This is a genomic window from Vagococcus sp. WN89Y, assembly GCF_052220145.1.
Lineage (GTDB): Bacteria > Pseudomonadota > Gammaproteobacteria > Enterobacterales > Enterobacteriaceae > Kosakonia.
This window is the reverse complement of sequence record NZ_JBQPOM010000065.1, coordinates 57,689-79,322: the sequence shown is the minus strand read 5'-3', so window position 1 is coordinate 79,322 and position 21,634 is coordinate 57,689. Positions and strand designations below refer to the sequence as shown.

The window sequence follows — 21,634 nt, the reverse complement described above, 5'->3', positions numbered from 1 at the left end:
GGAGAGGAGATTACTTCTCGTCATCCGGCAGTGCATAAGCCACAATATAGTCGCCCATTTTAGTACCGAACGAACCGTGACCGCCTGCTGAAACAACCACATACTGCTTGCCGTTGGCTTCATAGGTCATCGGTGTTGCCTGACCACCCGCAGGCAGACGTCCCTGCCACAGTTTTTCACCATTGCGCATATCATAAGCGCGCAGGTAGTTATCTGCGGTCGCTGCGATAAACAGCACGTTGCCAGCGGTAGAAATCGGGCCACCCAGCATTGGCATACCCATATTGAACGGCACCGGAACAGGCATCGGGAACGGCATGCTGTCCTGCGGTGTACCGATACGTTTTTTCCACACTACCTGATTGGTTTTCAGATCCAGCGCAGAGATATAGCCCCATGCCGGCTGTTTACACGGCAGACCAAACGGCGACAGGAACGGGTTCAGGGTGACGCCATACGGCACGCCATACTGCGGCTGAACGCCGGATTCAGAACCTGTGCCTTTTGCATCTTTCGGCGGCTCCATCGGGTTGCCCGGTCCGCGTGGGATCAGTTTCGACACAAACGGCAGCGCCATCGGGTTGGCAATCGCTACCTGACGGTTTGGATCGACGGAGATACCGCCCCATTCAAACATGCCGAGGTTACCCGGGAACACCAGCGTACCCTGCTCAGATGGCGGGGTGAAGATCCCTTCATAACGCAACTGGTGGAACATGACGCGGCACACTAGCTGGTCAAACATGGTGGCGCCCCACATATCCGCACCGCTCAGATCTTTCGTCGGACGGAAGCTCAAATCAGAGAACGGCTGGGTTTTGGTGACGTAGTCGCCTTTTGCCGCGCCCTGCGGTACCGGTTTTTCCGGCGCCGGTACGACCAGCTCACCATTACGGCGATCGAGTACGAAGATGTTACCGGTTTTCGCCGGTGCATAAATCACCGGAATGGTTTTACCGTCTACCGTGATATCCGCCAGCGTCGGCTGCGACGGCATATCCATATCCCACAGATCGTGGTGAACGGTCTGGTAGCTCCATGCCAGTTTACCGGTGGTTGCATTCAGCGCGACGATGGAGCTGGCAAAACGTTCCTGCTCCGGCGTGCGGTTACCGCCCCAGATATCCGGCGTGGTCACGCCCATCGGTAAATAGACTAAATCGAGCTTCGCATCATACGCCGCAGGCGCCCAGGAGTTTGGCGAGTTAGGCGTAAAGTGATGCTCATCAGACGGGATAGCATTTGGATCTTTTGCACCCGGATCGAAGGCCCACAGCAGCTCGCCGGTGTTCACATCGAATCCACGGATAACGCCAGACGGTTCGCGGGTAGAGAAGTTATCGGTTACCGCACCGGCAATCACGATAACTTTATTCGTCACGATCGGCGGCGACGTCGGTTCGTACATGCCCGGTGTTGTCACCGGCATATTGGTTTGCAGGTTAAGGATACCTTTATTCGCAAAGGATTCGCACAGCTTGCCGTTGTCGGCATTGACTGCAAACAGGCGGCCATCATTCACCGGCAGAATAATGCGACGCGGGCAGTCGGCAACGACATCCGGGTTGGCATTGTCAGCTGTGGCTTCATGATAAGAAACCCCACGGCACGTGACGTGCTGGAAAGTCGGGTTGGCATTCAGCTGCGGATCGAAGTGCCACTTCTCTTTACCGGTTGTGGCGTCAAGGGCAAACAGACGCTGGTGCGCAGTACACAGGAACAGGGTGTTGCCGACTTTGATGGGGGTGACTTCGTTGGTGATTTCACCCGGATCGTTTGGCAGCTTCAGGTCGCCGGTGCGGAATACCCAGGCTTCTTTCAGCTTATGTACGTTGTCAGCATTGATTTGCTTGAGCGGTGAATAACGCTGGCCCTCCTGGTTGCGGCCATAGGCCGGCCAGTCGCCGTCAGCGATTTCAGAGATAGGCTGCGCTGGCGTGGCATCGGCGCTCAGCGTACCGTTAACCTCTTGCGGATCGTTAAAACCCGCCCACGTCAGGATGCCGCCGCTAATCAGCAGGGCAACCACCAGCGCGGCCACCGCGCCACGGGAGGGCACAAGCAGCCGCCGCCAGACGAAAGGCAGGATTAGCCAGATACCAAAGAACACCAGAATATCGCTGCGTGGCGTCAGCGCCCAGAAGTCAAAGCCGACTTCCCACACGCCCCAAATCATGGTCGCCAGCAGCAACGCTGCATACAGCCACAGGGCCGCACGCTTGCGTTTCCACAACAGCCAGCTCACGCCGAGCATCACCACGCCCGCAATGGGGTAGTACCAGGAGCCGCCAATGGCAACCAGCCAGCCTCCGCCAATTAAAAGATACAACCCGCAGAGGGCTGCAAATAGCGTGGTTAGCGTCACCAGAAGACGCGGTTGTTGATAATTTGTTTCTGCCATAAAGAAAACTCATTGTTTCGTTAAAATTATGATGGTTATTTATTATAGAAGTTAACAAGTGTGAGCGTCATCACAAAACGGGCTTTCCCTGGTAATAACCCGCACAAAACGTTTTACTGGTATAATAGTGCCTTGCGTTTCAATCACCGGTACTTATCGTCGGTATTGAATGATTTGCTATTTAAATCATATGGTTAGTTAAAATGAAACACACTGTTGAAGTGATGATCCCGGAAGACGAGATCAAAGCGCGTATCGCGGAACTGGGTCGTCAAATCACTGAGCGTTACAAAGATAGCGGCAGCGAAATGGTGCTGGTGGGGCTGTTGCGCGGCTCATTTATGTTTATGGCCGACCTGTGCCGTGAAGTTCAGGTCTCCCATGAAGTCGATTTTATGACCGCTTCCAGCTACGGTAGCGGTATGTCCACCACCCGCGATGTGAAAATCATTAAAGATTTGGATGAAGATATTCGCGGCAAAGATGTACTGATTGTCGAAGATATCATTGACTCTGGAAATACCCTGTCAAAAGTGCGGGAAATTTTAAGTCTGCGCGCGCCAAAATCGCTGGCGATTTGCACCCTGCTGGATAAACCTTCCCGGCGTGAAGTTGACGTGCCGGTGGATTTCGTCGGGTTTGCTATCCCGGATGAGTTTGTGGTGGGCTACGGTATTGATTATGCGCAGCGCTATCGCCATCTGCCTTATGTGGGCAAAGTGGTGCTGCTGGACGAGTAAAAATTTCGGGGCCGATGGCCCCGATAATTATTTGTGATTAATGTGCTTAACGCGCAGGCCAGAGATGCCTTTGCGGTAACCCTGTTCGAGGGTATCGCGGTTGGTCGCGGTGACATCCAGATCGCGCAGCAGGCCGTCGTGAATACCGTAGGCCCAGCCGTGGATGGTCACGTTCTGGCCACGCTTCCATGCGGATTGCATAATCGTTGAGTGGCCCAGGTTGTAGACCTGCTCCATCACGTTGAGTTCGCAAAGCGTATCAAGGCGGCGCTCCTGCGGCATTTCTTCGAGCAGCGCGTTATGTTTAAACCAAATGTCGCGAATGTGCAGTAACCAGTTGTTGATAAGCCCCAGTTCCGGGTTCTCAACCGCCGCCTGTACACCGCCGCAGCCGTAGTGGCCGCAAATGATAATGTGCTCAACTTCCAGGACATCAACCGCGTATTGCACAACGGACAGGCAGTTGAGATCGGTGTGGATAACCAGGTTTGCAACGTTGCGGTGGACAAACAGCTCGCCGGGTTCGAGGCCAGTCAACCGTTCTGCGGGAACGCGGCTGTCTGAGCAGCCAATCCACAAAAAGCGCGGCTTTTGCGCCTGCGCCAGCGTTTCAAAAAAACCAGGATCTTCTTCCACCAGCATTTTTGACCATAGTGCATTATTGCTGATGAGTGTATCTATGTCTTTCATGGAGGTTAACGACCTGTAAACAAATAAGTGCGTTGCGCTAATATAGGTCAACTCATCTTTTTTTTAAACCACACATCGAGTGTAAGAAATAAAGGTAAATGATAATTCATGACCATTGCACTGGAGCTTGAGCAGCTTAAAAAAACCTATCCGGGCGGCGTTCAGGCGCTGCGCGGTATTGATTTACAAGTAGAAGCTGGCGACTTCTACGCACTTCTGGGGCCAAACGGTGCGGGTAAATCAACCACCATTGGCATTATCAGTTCACTGGTAAATAAATCCTCCGGGCGCGTCAGCGTGTTTGGCTACGACCTGGAAAAAGACGTGGTTAACGCCAAGCGTCAGCTTGGTCTGGTGCCACAGGAGTTTAACTTTAACCCGTTCGAAACCGTTCAGCAGATAGTCGTCAACCAGGCCGGTTACTACGGCGTTGATCGAAAAGAAGCGCTTAAACGCAGCGAAAAATACCTCAATCAGCTCGATTTGTGGGGAAAACGCAACGAACGTGCGCGTATGCTTTCTGGCGGTATGAAGCGTCGCCTGATGATTGCCCGCGCTTTAATGCACGAACCGAAGCTGCTTATCCTCGACGAGCCTACCGCAGGCGTTGATATTGAGCTGCGCCGTTCCATGTGGGGCTTTTTGAAGGATCTGAATGATAAAGGCACCACCATTATTCTGACCACCCACTATCTTGAAGAAGCCGAGATGCTGTGCCGCAACATTGGCATCATTCAGCGTGGTGAATTGATTGAGAATACCTCAATGAAGTCGCTGCTCTCCAAGCTGAAATCTGAAACGTTTATCCTTGATTTAGCAGCAAAATCGCCGCTGCCGAAGCTGGAAGGGTATCAGTATCGTCTGATGGACACCTCGACGCTGGAAGTCGAAGTGCTGCGTGAACAAGGCATCAACAGCGTCTTCAGTCAGCTTAGCGCGCAGGGAATTCAGGTATTAAGTATGCGTAACAAAGCCAACCGCCTTGAGGAGCTGTTCGTCACGCTGGTGAATGACAGAAGAGGAGAGAGCGCATGATGCAGCTGTTTTGGGTGGCGCTGAAGAGTATCTGGTACAAAGAGATCCAGCGTTTTATGCGGATCTGGGTGCAGACGTTAGTGCCGCCTGTGATCACCATGACGCTGTATTTTATCATTTTCGGTAATCTGATTGGCTCGCGTATTGGCGAAATGCATGGTTTTACCTATATGCAGTTTATCGTACCGGGGCTGATTATGATGGCGGTTATCACTAATGCATACGCGAACGTGGCCTCGTCGTTCTTTAGCGCGAAATTTCAGCGCAATATTGAAGAGCTGCTGGTTGCGCCGGTGCCGACCCACGTCATTATCGCTGGCTATGTTGGCGGCGGCGTGGCGCGCGCGCTGTGCGTGGGCATTCTGGTGACGGCGGTTTCGCTGTTCTTTGTGCCTTTCCAGGTGCATTCGTGGGTGTTTGTTGGTTTGACGCTGCTGCTGACCGCGGTGCTGTTCTCACTGGCCGGGCTTTTGAACGCGGTCTTCGCCAAGACCTTCGATGATATCAGCCTGATCCCGACCTTTGTGCTGACGCCGCTTACCTATCTGGGCGGGGTGTTCTACTCCCTGACGCTGCTGCCGCCTTTCTGGCAGGCCGCATCTCACCTGAACCCTATCGTCTATATGATTAGCGGCTTCCGCTTTGGTTTCCTGGGGATTACGGATGTGCCGCTGTTCACCACCGTGGGTGTGCTGGTGGTGTTTATCGTCGCGTTTTACCTGCTCTGCTGGTATTTGATTAACCGCGGGCGCGGGCTGCGCAGCTAACGGCTTGCTTTGGCTCTCATCTTCGGGTGAGAGCCGGGCGGCAAAATCAGACCGTTTTAGGGTGATGATCCTGCCATTAAAGCGCCTTTGCTTTGCTACACTACGCGCAATTCCACTACTCGGTTCGTTTCATGTCTCGTTTGCTTTCCCTGTTGTTACTGCTGGTTACGTGCAGTGTTTCTGCCGGTCTTGTCAGTGGGCCGCCGGTTCCTGCGCGCTATATGCAGGTCACAGAAGATGCTGATATCTGGGCGCAGGTGGGCGATCGTGTCATCACTGTCGGTAATATTCGCGCCGGGCAAATTATCGCGGTCATACCGGGTGATAAAGATTACGATACTTTCCGTTTCGGCTTTGGTAGCGGTTTTATTGATAAGGGGCACCTGGGCGCTGTCACGGGTAAACAGCGGGTGGAAGATAGCCTGGGCGACCTGAATAAGCCGCTGAGTAACCAGAACCTTCTCACCTGGCAGGATACGCCGCTCTATAATGCGCCGGACAAAAACAGCGAACAGTTTGGTACGCTTGCCCAAAACCTGCGTTACCCGATTATCGATAAGCTCAAAGATCGTCTGAATCAGACCTGGTTTCAGATCCGTATCGGCAACCGCCTGGCCTGGGTGAGCAGCCTCGATGCGCAGCAAGACAACGGTATCCCGGTATTGACGTATCACCACATTCTGCGCGATGAAGAAAACACGCGCTTTCGCCATACCTCGACGACGACTTCGGTGCGTGCTTTCACTAACCAGATGACCTGGCTTAGGGATCAGGGTTACACCACTTTATCGATGGCACAGCTGGAAGGCTATGTCCGTAACCGTATGAACCTGCCGGGGCGTGCGGTGGTGGTGACTTTTGACGACGGTTTGAAATCGGTCAGCCGCTACGCTTACCCGGTGCTGCGGCAATATGGTTTCAAAGCGACCGCGTTTATTATTACCTCGCGCATTAAGCGCCATCCACAGACGTGGGACCCGAAAACGCTGCAATTTATGAGTGTGTCGGAGCTGAACAGCATCAGCGATGTGTTTGATTTCCAGTCGCATACGCACTTTTTGCATCGGGTCGATGGCAAGAGACAGCCGATTTTACTCGGCAACACTTATCATAATATTTTGTTTGATTTTGAACGCTCACGCCGCGCGCTGGCGCAATTCAACCCGCACGTGCTCTATCTGTCGTATCCGTTTGGCGGGTATAATGATAAGGCGGTGAAAGCCGCGAATGAGGCCGGGTTTCATCTGGCGGTGACCACGGTGCGCGGGAAAGTGAAGCCGGGAGATAACCCGTTTTTACTCAGACGATTGTATGTATTAAGGACGGATTCGCTGGAAACCATGTCGCGGCTGATCAGTAATCAGCCGCAGGGGTAGGGGTCAGGCAACCTGAACCGGCACCGCTTTGGCAGTGCGTTTCATTTCGTTGTCGCCATCAAAGTAGGCCACTTTCGGCTGCCAGTTGCGGGCAACGTCATCAGGCACATTAACATAACTGGCGATGATAAGAATGTCGCCAACGTCTGCGCAGTGTGCGGCCGCGCCGTTGACCGAAATGATTCTGGAGCCGCGCTCGCCGGCAATCGCATAGGTTGAGAAGCGCTTGCCGTTGGTGACGTTATAGATATCTATAGCTTCGTATTCCAGAATACCTGCCGCCTCAAGGAAATCCTGGTCAATGGCGCAGGAGCCTTCGTAATGCAGGTCAGCCTGCGTCACTTTGACGCGGTGCAGCTTGCCTTGCAGCATCGTGCGAATCATAAATTAAACCTTCGTTACTGATAATTAACCCAAAATAAGGGCTGCTCCATGCCTGTCCTCGCGCGGTCTCCCGATAGATACATCACCGCCCGGAATGGAGTATAGCCCGGTTTTAGTTGCCTGCGTGGCGTGCCAGCTCGACAACTTTATTATCGATAAGCCGCGCCTGACCAAGCCAGGCGGCCATCAAAATCACCGCGCGCTGGCTGTTTTGCCCCAGCGGCTGTAGCGTATCTGCATCACGAATCTGAATATCATCCGCGCGTAATCCCGCATCATTAAGCTCTTGTGCGGCAATAGCGACAATCTCTTCTTCATGGCGCCCGCCTGCCAGCAATTTTTCGGCGGCGGCGTGCATCACGTTGCTCAGCACCGGCGCGATTTTACGCTGTTCCGGGGTGAGATAACCATTACGCGAGCTGAGCGCCAGGCCATCTTTTGCCCGCACGGTCGGCACACCAACGATCTCGATGTCATAACCCATATCGGCAACCATTTTGCGGATCAGTTGCAGCTGCTGGTAATCCTTCTCGCCAAAGCAGGCAATATCCGGCTGGACCAGGTTAAACAGCTTGCTGACAATGGTCGATACGCCGCGAAAATGCCCCGGACGGCTGGCGCCTTCAAGCATGGTCGAGATGCCCGGTACTTCAACGTAGGTTTGCGTTTCGGTGCCCTGCGGGTAGATGTCTTCCGGGGCGGGTGCAAAAACGATATCCACTTTACGCTTGTTCAGCTTTTCGCAATCATCCTGCAACGTGCGCGGATAACGCACCAGATCGTCGGGTCTGTCGAACTGCATCGGATTGACGAAAATAGTGACCACCACTGCGTCGGCGCGCGCTTTCGCTTCGTCCACCAGTTTCATATGACCGTCGTGCAGGTTGCCCATGGTGGGCACCAGCGCAATGCGTTTGCCGTCCTGGCGTAGTCTGCGGATATGCTGGCGCAGCAGCGGGAGAGTTTCGAGAATCAACACAACAAGGCTCCTTAATGGAAACTGTGTTCTTCGCCCGGATAGTGCCCGGACTCGACTTCGGCAACATACTGCCTGACCGCAGCACGGATGTCGCCTGCTTCAGCAAGGAAATTTTTGGCAAATTTTGGAATGTGCCCACCGGTAATACCAAAAGCATCGTGCATCACCAGAATTTGACCGTCTGTGACATTGCCCGCGCCAATACCAATAACCGGAATATGCAGCGCATCGGTAATACGTCGCGCCAGCTCAACCGGTACGCATTCCAGCACCAGCAGTTGCGCACCGGCGGCTTCCAGCGCCAGCGCATCATCAAACAGCACCTGAGCGGCGTCGCCGCGCCCCTGGACTTTGTAACCGCCAAAGATATTCACCGATTGCGGCGTCAGGCCAAGATGGCCACATACCGGAACTGCGCGCTCGGTGAGCATTTTCACGGTCGGCACCAGCCAGTGCCCGCCTTCGATTTTGACCATATTCGCCCCGGCGCGCATCACGGTCGCGGCGTTTTCACAGGCCTGCTCCGGCGTGGCGTAAGTCATAAACGGTAAATCGGCAAGCAACAGGCATGCTGGCGCGCCGCGGCGCACGGCCTGGGTGCACCAGGCAATATCGGCTACGGTGACCGGAAGCGTAGAGTCGTGGCCTTGCACCGTCATCCCTAACGAATCGCCCACTAACATGACGTTGATCCCTTCTTCGGCAAACAGTTTTGCGAAGCTGTAATCATAAGCAGTAATGGTGGCGAAGCGCTTTTTATCCTGTTTGCGTTGATGCAACCAGGAGAGGGTTGTGGGTTTCATAGCGGTTCCTGTTAGAGCTAATATTTTCGCATTCTAGCAGCAACCGCCAACGGGACAATGCCTTTAGCGTTCCCAGAGGTCGGGTTTTGGGACGTTCAGCGCGCGAAGCACATCACGCAAAGCCACGCCGTCAGGAAAGCGCAGCTCGGGGGCGATTTCAAACAGTGGCCACAGCATAAAACCACGGTTTTTCATATCGTAATGAGGAACGGTCAGGCGCGGCGTATCAATGGTGAGATTGCCAAAAAGCATAATGTCCAGATCGAGGGTTCGCGGCCCCCAGCGTTCGGCCTTACGCACGCGGCCCTGTTGCAGCTCAATGCGTTGCGTGCAATCGAGCAGCGCCTCAGGCGCAAGATCTGTTTCCAGCGCTACGGCAGCATTGAGGTAATCGGGCTGATCCGGCGGCCCCAGCGGCGGGGTGCGGTAGAGCGAGGAGACGGCCACAATATGGCTGTGCGGGATCTCGCCCAGCGCCGCAAGGGCAGCATTCACCTGGTCAAGGGGAGAGGCCAGGTTACTGCCCAGCGCGATATAAACACGCGTCACGCATTGTTCTCACGGCGCGGGGAACGCCTGCGCGGGCGACGATGGCGGCGACGCTCTGAGGTGTCTTCGCCTAAATTGTCCAGCATCTCTTTCTGCTCCGGTGGTGCAGAAACCTGGAACTCGCCCCACCATTTCGCCAGACGCTGCAACTCGGCGTTTTTTTCCACCTCGGCACGCAGCGCCAGCAGATCGTATGACGCGCGGAACTTCGGATGCTCCATCAGCTTCCAGGCACGTTTACCCTGGCGGCGGGACATTCGCAGCTGAAGCTGCCAGATATCACGAATCAGCGTGGTAATGCGTTTTGGAATCGCCAGCGAGCGGCAGGCTTCGTCCAGCACATCATTCATCGACAACGCAAAGGCATCAAACCAGGCCAGTCCGCCTTCCTGAGCGATACGCTGGGCGTTCTCCAGCAGCGGATACCAGAACATGGCGGCAAATAAAAACGCCGGGTTGACGCGCATATCGTTACGGATGCGGTTATCGGTATTTTTCAGCACCTGATCAATGATGCGTTCCATCGGCGAGTCGCCATTTTCGGTGAAATAGCGGGTAATACTCGGGAACAGAGGCTGGAAAAGACCGTATTCGCGCAACAGTTTGTAGGTGTCGTAACCATAGCCTGCCTGCAAGAGTTTTAGCGACTCTTCAAACAGGCGCGCGGGCGGAACATCATTGATTAAGGTCGCCAGACGCGGAATTGGCTCGGCGGTCTCTTCGCTGATACGCATGCCCAGCTTTGCCGCAAAACGCACGGCCCGCAGCATCCGCACAGGATCTTCGCGATAGCGCGTTTCCGGGTTGCCAATCAGGCGAATGATACCGTCCTGCAGATCGCGCATCCCGCCAACGTAATCACGCACGGTAAAGTCCGCAACGCTGTAATAGAGGCTGTTGATGGTGAAATCGCGGCGCTGGGCGTCTTCTTCGATAGAACCAAAGATATTGTCGCGCAGCAGCATACCGTTTTGCCCGCGCTGGGAGATAGTGCGATCGGTTTGCTGATCGTCGTGGTGCCCACGGAAAGTGGCGACCTCAATGATTTCCGGCCCGAACATCACGTGCGCCAGGCGAAAACGCCTGCCGACCAGACGACAGTTGCGGAACAGTTTACGCACCTGATCCGGCGTGGCATTGGTGGTCACGTCAAAATCTTTTGGTTTTTTGCCCAGCAATAAGTCGCGCACACCGCCGCCTACCAGGTAAGCGTCATAGCCCGCTTTATTCAGACGATAGAGCACTTTGAGCGCGTTTTCACTGATATCTTTGCGGGAAATAGCGTGCTGCTCACGCGGAATAACCGCCATCTGCGGTTGGGCCATTGCCTCAACGGCCATGCTCTCTTCGCGGCTTAGCACCTTACGGCAAAAATTAGCGACTCGGGTAAAAATAGTACACCTCGGTAGTGTCAGACATCATCAGGACAAAAAAATAGCGGCTAATCATAGCTCAGCGCGAAGCATTTGAGAATGCTGTATTCGCACCTGATGCTGCTGGCACGCGGGAAAGCGTCCAGTTTGCCACAGCCCTTTTTAAAATTTCTTCAGTGCAGAGATCTTGCCATCCCTTTGTTACATGCTGGTTCAGGAATTGTAAAGCCCTGATTATTATGGGGCGCGGATCGCCCTCAGGCAAGGCGGGCGCATGGTTTTGCTTTGAGAGCTTATTCCCCTGCGCGTTGAGCGCCAGCGGCAGATGAATATACCCAGGCGTTTGCCAGCCGAAATGCTGATAGAGCGAAATTTGCCGCACCGTCGGCTCAATTAAATCTGCGCCACGCACGATTTCCGTCACGCCCTGAAAATGATCGTCAACCACCACCGCCAGGTTATAGGCAAAAAGACCATCCCGGCGATGAATAATAAAATCTTCCTGCGCAAGCTGAGGATTTGCGGTAATACGCCCGCGCAGCGTGTCGTCAAACCACAGCACCGGCTGTTGCTGGCGCAGACGCAAAGCGGCATTTTCCGGGCCGTTATGACGCGTGCGGCAATAGCCATCATAGATGCCGCCGACGCTCTGAATCCGTGCCCGCGTACAGGTGCAGTAGTAGCTTAACCCCTGCTGTTGCAGCGTGGCGAGCGCCTCGCGGTAAGCCTCATGCCGTGAAGATTGCCACAGCACTTCGCCATCCCAGTGCAGGCCGTAATGTTCAAGCTGACGTAAAATCGTGCTGGCAGCGCCCGGTACTTCGCGGGGCGGATCGATATCTTCGATACGTACCAGCCAGACGCCCTGATGTGCGCGGGCTTGCAGGTAGCTGCCAAGGGCAGCGATCAATGAGCCAAAATGGAGCTCACCGGATGGAGACGGCGCAAAGCGCCCGATATAGTGTGATTCAGGCATATCCACAGGCAAGAAAATATAGGGCGGGATATTTCCCGCCGTATAAGGCACCGCCGCGTATGGGAAGTGCCGTCGGTGACAGAGAGGGGTTAGCCCGCCATCTGCTTTTCGCGGATCTCCGCCAGCGTTTTACAGTCGATGCACAGATCGGCTGTCGGGCGCGCTTCCAGACGACGGATACCAATTTCAACACCGCAGGACTCGCAAAAGCCGAAATCTTCGTCTTCTACTTTTTTCAGTGTTTTTTCGATCTTTTTGATCAGCTTGCGTTCGCGATCACGGTTACGCAGTTCGAGGCTGAACTCTTCTTCCTGAGCGGCACGATCAACCGGGTCGGGGAAGTTAGCTGCTTCGTCCTGCATATGCGTGACGGTGCGATCGACTTCATCCCTAAGTTGATTACGCCATGCTTCAAGAATGCGCTTGAAGTGCGCCAGCTGGGCTTCATTCATATACTCTTCGCCCGGCTTCTCTTGATACGGCTCCACCCCAGCGATGGCGAGAATACTCAGGGACGATGTTTTACGGTTTTGCCCTTCTTGCATGTTGCTTCTCCTTAACACGCACTATCGATCCCCATGTTGGGGGAAAAATCAGGCCGCTATAAATAGCAGATGCTTTTACAGATGGCAAATAACTAAACCTAACACTTGACAAGCCTGTGAAGAAAAGCGTATTTGCGCACGCGACCAGAATAACTTATTAGTCATACGCTTGCCTTTATATGGTGCAGGGCAGCGGCAGTCTAAGACTAATATTATCGGCAGAAAGTTCAGCTTTATAAGCGATAACTTCTACGCCCTGGCTCTGCGCCTCTTTCAACAACCGTGCGTATTCCGCGTCAATATGGCGAGCGGGGGAAAAATGTTCAACGTCCGAGTGTAAAACGGCAAACAGAATCACTGCGCGATCGCCACTGGCCGCAACGCTCATTAATTCCCGTAAATGCTTCTGACCTCGCAAGGTGACGGCGTCCGGGAAGTAGCCCGATTGCTGCTCGGCAAGCGTCACCGATTTCACTTCAATATAGCAGTCACGTCGACCCTGTGCCTGTAACAAAAAATCAATTCTGCTACCTTCCGCACCATATTTCACTTCACTTCTCAGCGCGTCGTACATCGCGAATTCTGGCAGGCGTTTGGCAAGTATTGCTTCTTTTGTCAGCATATTTGCCCGCAATGTATTGACGCAAATAAATGCCCCCTGTTGCGTTTGAGATATTTCCCAGGTGTGGGGATATTTGCGTGCAGCACTTTCTGATGTGGAATACCACACCGTGTCGCCAGGCGTTGCGCAACCGGTCATCGCGCCGGTATTTGGGCAATGAATGGTCAGGGTTTCGCCCTCGGGCGTCACCACATCGGCGAGAAAACGTTTATAACGCTTAATCAGCGTGGCGGGTTTTAGCGGCGGGGAAAACTGCATGGTAATCCTTATTGTTCGGTCTTTAACGGCCAGCGGTTGAGCGGCGTATAGCGCGTACGGCCATTAAGAAATTGCGACTCATAAAGTACAAACTCCTGCACCGGGAACGACCAGCGAAACCCCGGCGGCGGGATGTTCACCGCATGGCTTGCATCACGCAGCAAGGTAATATGCGGGTGGAACGGCTGCGGGCTTTGGTAGCAACCGCTGCGCGATGCCTGGGCGCGAAGCATATCGGCTAATTGCAGCAGCCCACGCGGCGGCTGGCGCGAGCCAAGCCACACCACGCGTGAGCGCAGCCACTGCCCGGCATCATCCAGCGTAAGCGTAAAGCCCGGCTGGCGAATTCGCCCGGCGAGCTGCTCCAGCGCCCGCTGCTTTTTGCCGCTGACATTGCCTAAAAAAGCCAGCGTCAGGTGCAGGTTGGCGGCGGCAAGCGGGCGCCCGGCGTCCGCAGAGAAGTGCTGCGCGCGCCAGTAGACTATCTGGGCGCGGATCTCTTCCGGTAACGCGATGGCAAAAAACAGCCTTTTTGATTCAGACATGGGGCATCCGCGAATGGCTCGGTAAAGGGTTTGGGCGATGGTATACTATGCCCGTCGTTTTATGTTAACCCTCAGGAGCGTTTGTGTCCTCACTGCCGGTCGCCGCTGTTCTGCCCGACATCCTTTCCGCCTTGCAACATGCGCCTCAGGTGCTGCTCAGTGCGCCCACCGGTGCCGGGAAATCCACCTGGCTGCCGTTGCAGCTATTGCAGCAGGGCAATATTCAGGGGCGTATCCTGCTGCTCGAACCGCGCCGTCTGGCTGCGCGCAACGTCGCGCAACGGCTGGCGGAACAGCTCGGCGAGCAGCCTGGCGAAACCGTGGGCTACCGTATGCGCGCGGAAACCTGTGTCGGGCCATCAACACGCCTGGAAGTGGTGACCGAAGGGATTATGACGCGGCTTATCCAGCACGATCCTGAGCTGAGCGGCGTCGGGCTGGTTATCCTTGATGAATTCCATGAGCGCAGCTTGCAGGCCGATCTTGCGCTGGCGTTGCTGTTAGATGTGCAGCAAGGGCTTCGTGAGGATCTCAAACTGCTGGTGATGTCGGCAACGCTGGATAACGAACGTTTGCAGGCGTTGCTGCCTGATGCGCCGGTGGTGGTTTCTGCCGGGCGGGCGTTTCCCGTCGAACAGCGCTATCAGGCGCTGCCTGCGCATCAACGCTTTGATGAAGCCGTGGCGCAAGCGACGGCGGAGCTGCTGCGTCGCGAAAGCGGTTCTTTGCTGTTATTTCTGCCCGGCGTGAGCGAAATCCAGCGCGTCCAGCAGCAGCTGGCGACCAGGGTGAGCAGCGATGTGCTGCTCTGCCCGCTGTATGGCGCGCTGTCGCTTGCTGAGCAGCGCAAAGCGATTTTGCCCGCGCCCGCCGGGCAGCGCAAAGTGGTGCTGGCGACCAATATCGCCGAAACCAGCCTGACCATTGAGGGCATCCGGTTAGTGGTGGACAGCGCCCAGGAGCGGGTCGCACGCTTTGATGTGCGCAGCGGCCTGACCCGGCTTTTGACGCAGCGTATCAGCCAGGCTTCCATGACCCAGCGCGCCGGGCGTGCCGGGCGGCTGGAGCCAGGCATTTGCCTGCACCTGCTCGGCAAAGATCAGGCGGAGCGTGCCGCTGCCCAGAGCACCCCGGAGATCCTGCAAAGCGATCTCGCCGGATTACTGTTGGAGCTCTTGCTCTGGGGCTGCCAGGATCCTGCCCAGCTTACCTGGCTGGATGCGCCACCGGCGGTAAACCTGGCGGCGGCGCGCAAGCTGCTTAGCCAACTGGGCGCGCTGAAAGACGGCAAGCTGACCGCTTTCGGCCAGAAAATGGCGGCGCTCGGTAACGAACCACGGCTGGCCGCCATGCTGGCTGGTGCCCAAAGCGCGGATGAAATTGCCACCGCGGCGAAGCTTGCCGCCATTCTCGAAGAGCCGCCCCGCACGGGGAGCAGTGACCTGATCACGCTATTTTCACGCAATCAACCGAACTGGCAGCAGCGCGCCCGCCAGTTAGGGCGGCGTCTGAAAAGTACAACCGGCGCGCCGGACAGCAGCATGTTGGCTACACTACTGGGCCGGGCGTTTGCCGATCGTATTGCGCGCCGCCGTGGTCAGCAGGGGCGGTATCAGCTGGCGAACGGTATGGGGGCTACCCTGGATGCTGACGATGCGCTGAATCGCTACGAGTGGCTGATTGCGCCACTGCTGTTGCAGGGCAGCCAGTCACCGGATGCGCGCATTCTGTTGGCGCAGCCGCTGGATATCAACGCACTCACAGGGGCGTGCCCGCAGCTACTTACGCAATCAGACACCATCGAGTGGGACGATGCGCAAGGGACGCTGAAAGCCTTTCGGCGCAGCCAGATTGGTCAATTAACGGTGAACGTGCAGCCGCTGGCCAAACCCTCGGAAGAAGAGCTGCACCAGGCGATGCTTAATGGTATACGTGACAAAGGGTTACGGGTACTTAACTGGACGCCTGAAGCCGAGCAGCTACGTTTGCGGTTACACTGTGCGGCAAAATGGCTGCCGGACGCGTCATGGCCTGCGGTCGATGAGGCTTCGCTGCTGGAGAATCTTGAGCAGTGGCTGTTGCCGCAAATGGGCGGCATCCGTTCGCTGCGCGATCTGAAGGCGCTGAATGTGGCGCAGGCATTACAAAGCGCGCTGCCGTGGTCATTACGTCAGCGGCTGGATAGTGAGCTGCCTGCGCATTACACTGTGCCGACGGGAAGCAAAATCGCCATCCGTTACCATGAAGATAACCCACCGGCGCTGGCCGTGCGGATTCAGGAGATGTTTGGCGAAGCGGCAACGCCGACTATTGCGCAGGGGCGTGTCGCGCTGGTGCTGGAGCTGCTGTCTCCGGCGCAACGACCGCTGCAAATCACCCGTGATTTAAGCGCCTTCTGGGCGGGAGCCTGGCGTGAAGTGCAAAAAGAGATGAAAGGGCGCTACCCGAAGCATGTCTGGCCCGACGATCCGGCGAATACGCTGCCTACGCGGCGCACAAAGAAATATTCCCCGGAGCGGTAAGTGGCGGGCACATTTGAGAGATTTCTTCTTCTGTCCAGGGGCGGAAGAACTGAGAATCAGGCTATCGCGCCTGAACGTTGCGGAGAGTAAAGCATGGCGGGGAATGACCGCGAGCCAATTGGACGCAAGGGCAAACCGGCGCGTCCGGCAAAAGAAAAGATTAGCCGTCGCCGACTCCGGGAAGAGGAGTACGACGAGTACGATGATGACGATGAGGAAAGCGAACCGATGCCGCGAAAAGCGAAAGGCAAAGGCAGGAAGCCCCGCGGCAAACGCGGCTGGTTCTGGCTACTGTTAAAAATTTGTATTGTTTTGGCGGTGCTGTGCGCCATCTACGGGGTGTATCTGGATCAGAAGATCCGCAGCCGTATCGACGGTAAAGTCTGGCAGTTACCAGCGGCGGTCTATGGTCGCATGGTCAACCTTGAGCCGGACATGGCAATCAGTAAAAACGAGATGGTAAAACTGCTGGAAGCAACGCAGTACCGTCAGGTGACGAAGATGACGCGCCCTGGCGAGTTTACCGTGCAGGCGAAAACCATCGAGATGATCCGCCGTCCGTTTGATTTCCCGGACAGTAAAGAAGGGCAGGTGCGCGCGCGTCTGACCTTTGACGGCGATCGGCTGGAAACCATCGAGAACATGGAAAATGACCGGCAGTTCGGCTTCTTCCGCCTCGATCCGCGCCTGATAACCATGCTCTCGTCCCCGAACGGCGAGCAGCGCTTGTTTGTACCGCGCAGCGGCTTCCCGGACTTGCTGGTCGATACGTTGCTGGCCACCGAAGACCGTCATTTCTACGAGCATGACGGCATCAGCTTCTACTCTATTGGCCGCGCGATGCTGGCTAACCTGACCGCGGGCCGCACCGTGCAGGGGGCGAGTACGCTGACGCAACAGCTGGTGAAAAACCTGTTTTTGAGCAGCGAGCGTTCCTACTGGCGTAAAGCGAACGAAGCGTATATGGCGCTGATTATGGATGCCCGCTACAGCAAGGATCGCATCCTTGAGCTTTATATGAACGAGGTGTATCTCGGTCAGAGCGGCGACAACGAAATCCGCGGCTTCCCGCTGGCGAGCCTGTACTATTTTGGCCGCCCGGTCGAGGAACTCAGCCTCGATCAGCAGGCGCTGCTGGTCGGCATGGTGAAAGGCGCGTCCATTTATAACCCGTGGCGCAACCCGAAACTGGCGCTGGAGCGCCGCAACCTGGTGCTGCGTCTGCTGCAACAACAGCAGGTTATCGATCAGGAGTTGTACGACATGCTGAGCGCGCGTCCGCTGGGTGTGCAGCCGCGCGGCGGCGTGATCTCCCCGCAGCCTGCGTTTATGCAGATGGTGCGCCAGGAGCTGCAGGCGAAGCTTGGCGATAAAGTCAAAGATCTCTCCGGCGTGAAGATTTTCACCACCTTTGATTCTGTGGCGCAGGACGCGGCAGAAAAAGCGGCGGTGGAAGGTATTCCGGCGTTGATCAAACAGCGCAAGCTGTCCGATCTTGAGACCGCGATGGTGGTGGTCGATCGCTTTAGCGGTGAAGTGCGCGCGATGGTGGGCGGGGCGAACCCGCAGTTTGCCGGGTATAACCGTGCGATGCAGGCGCGCCGTTCTATCGGTTCGCTGGCGAAACCGGCCACTTACCTGACAGCGCTGAGCCAGCCAAATAGCTATCGCCTGAATACCTGGATTGCCGATGCGCCCATTTCGCTGCGCCTGCCAAACGGCCAGGTGTGGTCGCCGCAGAACGACGATCGCCGCTTTAGCGGTCAGGTGATGCTGGTGGATGCGCTCACCCGTTCCATGAACGTCCCGACGGTGAATCTGGGGATGGCGGTCGGCCTTCCGGCGGTAACGGAGACCTGGTTGAAGCTCGGCGCGCCGAAAAATCAGCTGACCGGCATGCCTTCGATGCTGTTGGGGGCGCTGAACCTGACGCCGATTGAAGTGGCGCAGGCTTTCCAGACTATCGCCAGCGGCGGGAACCGCGCGCCGCTCTCTGCGTTGCGTTCGGTCATTGCCGAAGACGGCACGGTGCTTTACCAGAGCTTCCCGCAGGCGGAGCGAGCAGTTCCGGCGCAGGCTGCGTATCTCACGTTGTGGACGATGCAGCAGGTCATTCAGCGTGGTACCGGTCGCCAGCTTGGTGCGAAGTATCCGGGCCTGCATCTGGCGGGTAAAACCGGCACCACGAACAATAATGTGGACACCTGGTTTGCCGGTATCGACGGGCGCGAAGTAACCATCACTTGGGTTGGGCGCGATAATAACCAGCCTACTAAGCTGTATGGCGCCAGCGGTGCGATGGCGATTTACCAGCGTTATCTGGCAAATCAGTCGCCTATTCCGCTTGATTTGACGCCGCCGGAAGATATCACCACCCTGGGCGTGGATGATATGGGCAACTTTGTCTGCGGCGGTGGCGGCGTGCGTATGCTGCCAGTCTGGACGACCAACCCGGATGTGCTGTGCCAGCAAAGCCAGCCGCAGCCGCAAAACGGCAACCCGTTCGATCAATCCTCTCCGACGCAGCAGCAGCCTGGGCAGCAGCAACCGCCGCAAGAGGAGAAAAGCGACGGTGTAGCGGGCTGGATAAAAGATATGTTCGGCAGTAATTAAGCCTGAAAACCCCTGGTCAGTGAACCGGGGGTTTTTCTTTTTACGCTCGCGGAAAACATTGCGTTAACCCGACGCGCCATTTTCTGTAACTACCCACTTTTTCTCTGGTTATTTCTTAGTCCATCAACCTGCCGCGCGCGGCATTCTGCTTGCTATGCGTACAATGCTTCGCATATTATTGCGGCATAATAATAATTCTCGTTTACGTTATCGTTCACTTATAGAATCAGAGATAAATCAATGGCACGTCCACACACTGCTCAGCCAGTTAACGCGTCGCTGCGTAAAATCGCGGTCGTCGTAGCCACAGCGGTCAGCGGCATGTCTGTTTATGCACAGGCTGCACCAACCCAGCAAGAAGAAACCATCACCGTGACCTCCGCCGCGCCGCAAGAGAGCGCATGGGGGCCGGCTGCGACCATTGCGGCAAAACATTCCGCGACCGCGACGAAAACCGATACGCCGATTGAAAAAGTCCCGCAGTCGATTTCGGTGGTGACCCGCGAAGAGATGCAGATGAAGCAGCCGGGCACGGTAAAAGAGGCCCTGAGCTATACGCCTGGCGTTTTCGCAACCCGTGGCAGTTCCACGACCTATGATGTCGTGACGATACGCGGCTTTACCACTTCATCAACGGTCAATACCAACCAGTATCTGGATGGAATGAAACTGCAGGGTAATAACTACGCTGAAGTGTCGATGGACCCTTATTTCCTGGAACGCGTCGAGTTAATGCGCGGGCCGGTCTCTGTTTTATACGGGCAAAGCAACCCTGGCGGCGTGGTCAGTATGGTAACCAAACGCCCGGTCACCACGCCGCTGCGTGAAGTTCAGTTCAAAATGGGAACGGATAACCTCTGGCAAACCGGTTTTGACTTTAGTGATGCGATCGATGATGACGGGGTCTGGTCATACCGCCTGACCGGACTTGGCCGTAGCCAGGATGCGCAGCAGAAGATGGCGAAATCCACGCGCTACGCGATTGCGCCTTCTTTTAGCTGGCGTCCGGATGACAAAACTGATTTTACGTTCCTGAGCAATTTCCAGAGCGACCCGGATGCGGGCTTCTACGGCTGGCTGCCTAGAGAGGGCACGATTGTTCCTTTCTATGATGCCGACGGCAATGCGCATAAACTGTCGCGGGACTTCAACGAAGGCGAGCGTGATAACACCATGACGCGTCGCCAGCAGATGGTGGGCTACAGCTTCACCCATGCTTTTGACGATACCTTTACGCTTCGCCAAAACCTGCGTTACGCGCGTGTTCACACGCTGTATCGTTCTGTCTACGGCGATGGTTACAGTTCCACCGTACCGGGGCAAATCAACCGCGCTTATGTCCGCTCTGACGAAGATCTGAATACCTTTACTGTTGATACTCAGTTGCAGTCCGATTTCTCAACGGGTGCGGTAGATCATACGCTGTTAACGGGCGTGGATTATATGCGCATGCGTAATGATATTGCTGCGGATTACGGTACGGCTGATCCTATCAACGCACTCAATCCACAGTACGGGAACGCGAACGTTAAAATTAACTTCCCTTATGACGTGGTGAATCGCCAGGAGCAGGCGGGTCTCTATGTTCAGGATCAGGCAGAGTGGAATAAGTGGGTGCTGACTCTCGGTGGCCGCTATGACTTTGCAAAAACCTCAACCTTTACTCGCTCTTCCTCCACGCTTGCTGAGATCAACGACGAACAGTTCTCCTGGCGCGGCGGTCTGAACTACCTCTTTGATAACGGTATATCACCCTATATCAGCTACAGCGAATCGTTTGAGCCGGTGTCGGGTTCCACCAAAGGCGGCAAGCCATTTGACCCGTCACGCGGTAAGCAGTATGAAGCTGGCGTGAAATATGTGCCGAAAGATATGCCGGTGGTGCTCACGGCCGCGGTATTCCAGCTGACGAAAGATAAAAACCTGACGGCCGATCCGAATCCTGACAACTCAGGTTTCAGCGTCCAGGGCGGCGAAATTCGCGCGCGCGGGGTGGAGCTGGAAGCTAAAGCTGCACTCAATGCAAATATCAACCTGACCGCTTCTTACAGCTATACCGACAGCAAATACACGCACGATACGATATTTGAAGGCAAACGCCCGGCAGAAGTACCGCGTAATATGGCTTCTTTGTGGGCGGATTACACCTTCCATGAAACGGCTCTCAGCGGTCTGACTATCGGCGCTGGCGCGCGTTATGTGGGGTCTACCACCAGCATTTATTCAAATCGCACCAACAAGGAAAACGAGCTGTTCAGCGTTGCGGGCTATACCGTTGCCGATGCAACAGTGAAATATGACCTGGCGCGTTTCGGTTTACCAGGGTCTTCTGTGGGCGTGAACGTCAACAACCTGTTTGACCGTGAATATGTCTCAAGCTGCTATCGTGAATACGCATGCTATTGGGGCGCCGAGCGCCAGGTGGTGGCGACCGCAAACTTCCGCTTCTAATCTCT

Annotated in this window: 18 protein-coding genes; 7 read left to right on the top strand and 11 right to left on the bottom strand. The window is 55.7% G+C overall.

The genetic code is table 11. The features are described from left to right. Positions 1-10: 10 nt before the first annotated feature. Positions 11-2,401, bottom strand: coding sequence for a glucose/quinate/shikimate family membrane-bound PQQ-dependent dehydrogenase (locus tag ACTU3N_RS18835; protein ID WP_443087651.1), 2,391 nt, complete (start codon positions 2,399-2,401; stop codon positions 11-13). A 203-nt stretch (positions 2,402-2,604) separates the two neighbouring features. Here ACTU3N_RS18835 and hpt point away from each other — a divergent pair, with 203 nt between their 5' ends. Then, complete coding sequence (hpt, locus tag ACTU3N_RS18830; protein WP_443087650.1) at positions 2,605-3,141, top strand: hypoxanthine phosphoribosyltransferase; 537 nt, start codon at positions 2,605-2,607, stop codon at positions 3,139-3,141. Between the two features lie 27 nt (positions 3,142-3,168). Here hpt and can read toward each other — a convergent pair whose 3' ends face one another. Next, positions 3,169-3,831: a carbonate dehydratase gene (can, locus tag ACTU3N_RS18825; protein ID WP_443087649.1), complete on the bottom strand. Its 663-nt coding sequence runs from the start codon at positions 3,829-3,831 to the stop codon at positions 3,169-3,171. A 108-nt stretch (positions 3,832-3,939) separates the two neighbouring features. Between can and ACTU3N_RS18820 the strand changes: the two genes are divergently transcribed. The 3 genes from ACTU3N_RS18820 (at position 3,940) to ACTU3N_RS18810 (ending at position 7,009) form a co-directional block, all read left to right on the top strand. Continuing rightward, complete coding sequence (locus tag ACTU3N_RS18820; protein ID WP_443087648.1) at positions 3,940-4,866, top strand: ABC transporter ATP-binding protein; 927 nt, start codon at positions 3,940-3,942, stop codon at positions 4,864-4,866. Continuing rightward, a complete protein-coding gene (locus ACTU3N_RS18815) occupies positions 4,863-5,633 on the top strand; it encodes an ABC transporter permease (RefSeq protein WP_443087647.1) in 771 nt (256 codons plus the stop codon). Before ACTU3N_RS18820 ends, ACTU3N_RS18815 begins: the two co-directional genes overlap by 4 nt. 131 nt (positions 5,634-5,764) lie before the next feature. Continuing rightward, the gene (locus ACTU3N_RS18810) at positions 5,765-7,009 is read left to right on the top strand and encodes a polysaccharide deacetylase family protein (RefSeq protein ID WP_443087646.1); all 1,245 of its coding nucleotides are present in this window, start codon (positions 5,765-5,767) and stop codon (positions 7,007-7,009) included. Positions 7,010-7,012: 3 nt separating this feature from the next. On the opposite strand, the gene panD is transcribed toward ACTU3N_RS18810, so the two are convergent. The 9 genes from panD to thpR all read right to left on the bottom strand — a co-directional run bounded on the left by panD (position 7,013) and on the right by thpR (position 14,043). Further along, the gene (gene panD, locus ACTU3N_RS18805) at positions 7,013-7,393 is read right to left on the bottom strand and encodes an aspartate 1-decarboxylase (RefSeq protein WP_443087645.1); all 381 of its coding nucleotides are present in this window, start codon (positions 7,391-7,393) and stop codon (positions 7,013-7,015) included. A 112-nt stretch (positions 7,394-7,505) separates the two neighbouring features. Continuing rightward, a complete protein-coding gene (gene panC / locus ACTU3N_RS18800; protein WP_443087644.1) occupies positions 7,506-8,372 on the bottom strand; it encodes a pantoate--beta-alanine ligase in 867 nt (288 codons plus the stop codon). A gap of 11 nt (positions 8,373-8,383) precedes the next feature. Beyond that, complete coding sequence (gene panB / locus ACTU3N_RS18795; RefSeq protein ID WP_443087643.1) at positions 8,384-9,175, bottom strand: 3-methyl-2-oxobutanoate hydroxymethyltransferase; 792 nt, start codon at positions 9,173-9,175, stop codon at positions 8,384-8,386. Positions 9,176-9,238: 63 nt separating this feature from the next. Continuing rightward, complete coding sequence (folK, locus tag ACTU3N_RS18790; protein WP_443087642.1) at positions 9,239-9,724, bottom strand: 2-amino-4-hydroxy-6-hydroxymethyldihydropteridine diphosphokinase; 486 nt, start codon at positions 9,722-9,724, stop codon at positions 9,239-9,241. Continuing rightward, complete coding sequence (gene pcnB / locus ACTU3N_RS18785; RefSeq protein ID WP_443087660.1) at positions 9,721-11,118, bottom strand: polynucleotide adenylyltransferase PcnB; 1,398 nt, start codon at positions 11,116-11,118, stop codon at positions 9,721-9,723. Before pcnB ends, folK begins: the two co-directional genes overlap by 4 nt. 58 nt (positions 11,119-11,176) lie before the next feature. Continuing rightward, positions 11,177-12,073 (bottom strand): tRNA glutamyl-Q(34) synthetase GluQRS, encoded by an 897-nt coding sequence (gene gluQRS, locus ACTU3N_RS18780; RefSeq protein WP_443087641.1) that lies wholly within the window; start codon positions 12,071-12,073, stop codon positions 11,177-11,179. A gap of 89 nt (positions 12,074-12,162) precedes the next feature. Then, entirely contained in the window at positions 12,163-12,618 is a 456-nt protein-coding gene (gene dksA, locus ACTU3N_RS18775) for an RNA polymerase-binding protein DksA (RefSeq protein ID WP_007373199.1), read from the bottom strand. 175 nt (positions 12,619-12,793) lie between these two features. Next, positions 12,794-13,498, bottom strand: a complete 705-nt coding sequence (gene sfsA / locus ACTU3N_RS18770) for a DNA/RNA nuclease SfsA (RefSeq protein WP_443087640.1) — start codon at positions 13,496-13,498, stop codon at positions 12,794-12,796. An 8-nt stretch (positions 13,499-13,506) separates the two neighbouring features. Next, positions 13,507-14,043, bottom strand: a complete 537-nt coding sequence (gene thpR / locus ACTU3N_RS18765; RefSeq protein WP_443087639.1) for an RNA 2',3'-cyclic phosphodiesterase — start codon at positions 14,041-14,043, stop codon at positions 13,507-13,509. 83 nt (positions 14,044-14,126) lie between these two features. Here thpR and hrpB point away from each other — a divergent pair, with 83 nt between their 5' ends. From hrpB to fhuA, 3 genes are all read left to right on the top strand, one after another. Further along, positions 14,127-16,565 carry an ATP-dependent helicase HrpB gene (gene hrpB, locus ACTU3N_RS18760; RefSeq protein ID WP_443087638.1) on the top strand — a complete coding sequence of 813 codons (2,439 nt, stop codon included), beginning with the start codon at positions 14,127-14,129 and terminating at the stop codon, positions 16,563-16,565. A gap of 93 nt (positions 16,566-16,658) precedes the next feature. Continuing rightward, positions 16,659-19,178, top strand: a complete 2,520-nt coding sequence (gene mrcB, locus ACTU3N_RS18755) for a bifunctional glycosyl transferase/transpeptidase (RefSeq protein WP_443087637.1) — start codon at positions 16,659-16,661, stop codon at positions 19,176-19,178. 240 nt (positions 19,179-19,418) lie between these two features. Further along, entirely contained in the window at positions 19,419-21,629 is a 2,211-nt protein-coding gene (gene fhuA, locus ACTU3N_RS18750) for a ferrichrome porin FhuA (protein ID WP_443087636.1), read from the top strand. Positions 21,630-21,634: the final 5 nt, after the last annotated feature.

What these genes read in the sequence shown, in the direction of transcription:
- hpt (WP_443087650.1), top strand. Translation starts at nt 2,605, where the DNA reads ATGAAACACACTGTTGAAGTGATGATCCCGGAAGACGAGATCAAAGCG.
- ACTU3N_RS18810 (WP_443087646.1), top strand. Translation starts at nt 5,765, where the DNA reads ATGTCTCGTTTGCTTTCCCTGTTGTTACTGCTGGTTACGTGCAGTGTT.
- gluQRS (WP_443087641.1), bottom strand. Translation starts at nt 12,073, where the DNA reads ATGCCTGAATCACACTATATCGGGCGCTTTGCGCCGTCTCCATCCGGT.
- dksA (WP_007373199.1), bottom strand. Translation starts at nt 12,618, where the DNA reads ATGCAAGAAGGGCAAAACCGTAAAACATCGTCCCTGAGTATTCTCGCC.
- can (WP_443087649.1), bottom strand. Translation starts at nt 3,831, where the DNA reads ATGAAAGACATAGATACACTCATCAGCAATAATGCACTATGGTCAAAA.
- panB (WP_443087643.1), bottom strand. Translation starts at nt 9,175, where the DNA reads ATGAAACCCACAACCCTCTCCTGGTTGCATCAACGCAAACAGGATAAA.
- thpR (WP_443087639.1), bottom strand. Translation starts at nt 14,043, where the DNA reads ATGTCTGAATCAAAAAGGCTGTTTTTTGCCATCGCGTTACCGGAAGAG.
- ACTU3N_RS18835 (WP_443087651.1), bottom strand. Translation starts at nt 2,401, where the DNA reads ATGGCAGAAACAAATTATCAACAACCGCGTCTTCTGGTGACGCTAACC.
- ACTU3N_RS18820 (WP_443087648.1), top strand. Translation starts at nt 3,940, where the DNA reads ATGACCATTGCACTGGAGCTTGAGCAGCTTAAAAAAACCTATCCGGGC.
- mrcB (WP_443087637.1), top strand. Translation starts at nt 16,659, where the DNA reads ATGGCGGGGAATGACCGCGAGCCAATTGGACGCAAGGGCAAACCGGCG.
- panD (WP_443087645.1), bottom strand. Translation starts at nt 7,393, where the DNA reads ATGATTCGCACGATGCTGCAAGGCAAGCTGCACCGCGTCAAAGTGACG.
- sfsA (WP_443087640.1), bottom strand. Translation starts at nt 13,498, where the DNA reads ATGCAGTTTTCCCCGCCGCTAAAACCCGCCACGCTGATTAAGCGTTAT.
- fhuA (WP_443087636.1), top strand. Translation starts at nt 19,419, where the DNA reads ATGGCACGTCCACACACTGCTCAGCCAGTTAACGCGTCGCTGCGTAAA.
- ACTU3N_RS18815 (WP_443087647.1), top strand. Translation starts at nt 4,863, where the DNA reads ATGATGCAGCTGTTTTGGGTGGCGCTGAAGAGTATCTGGTACAAAGAG.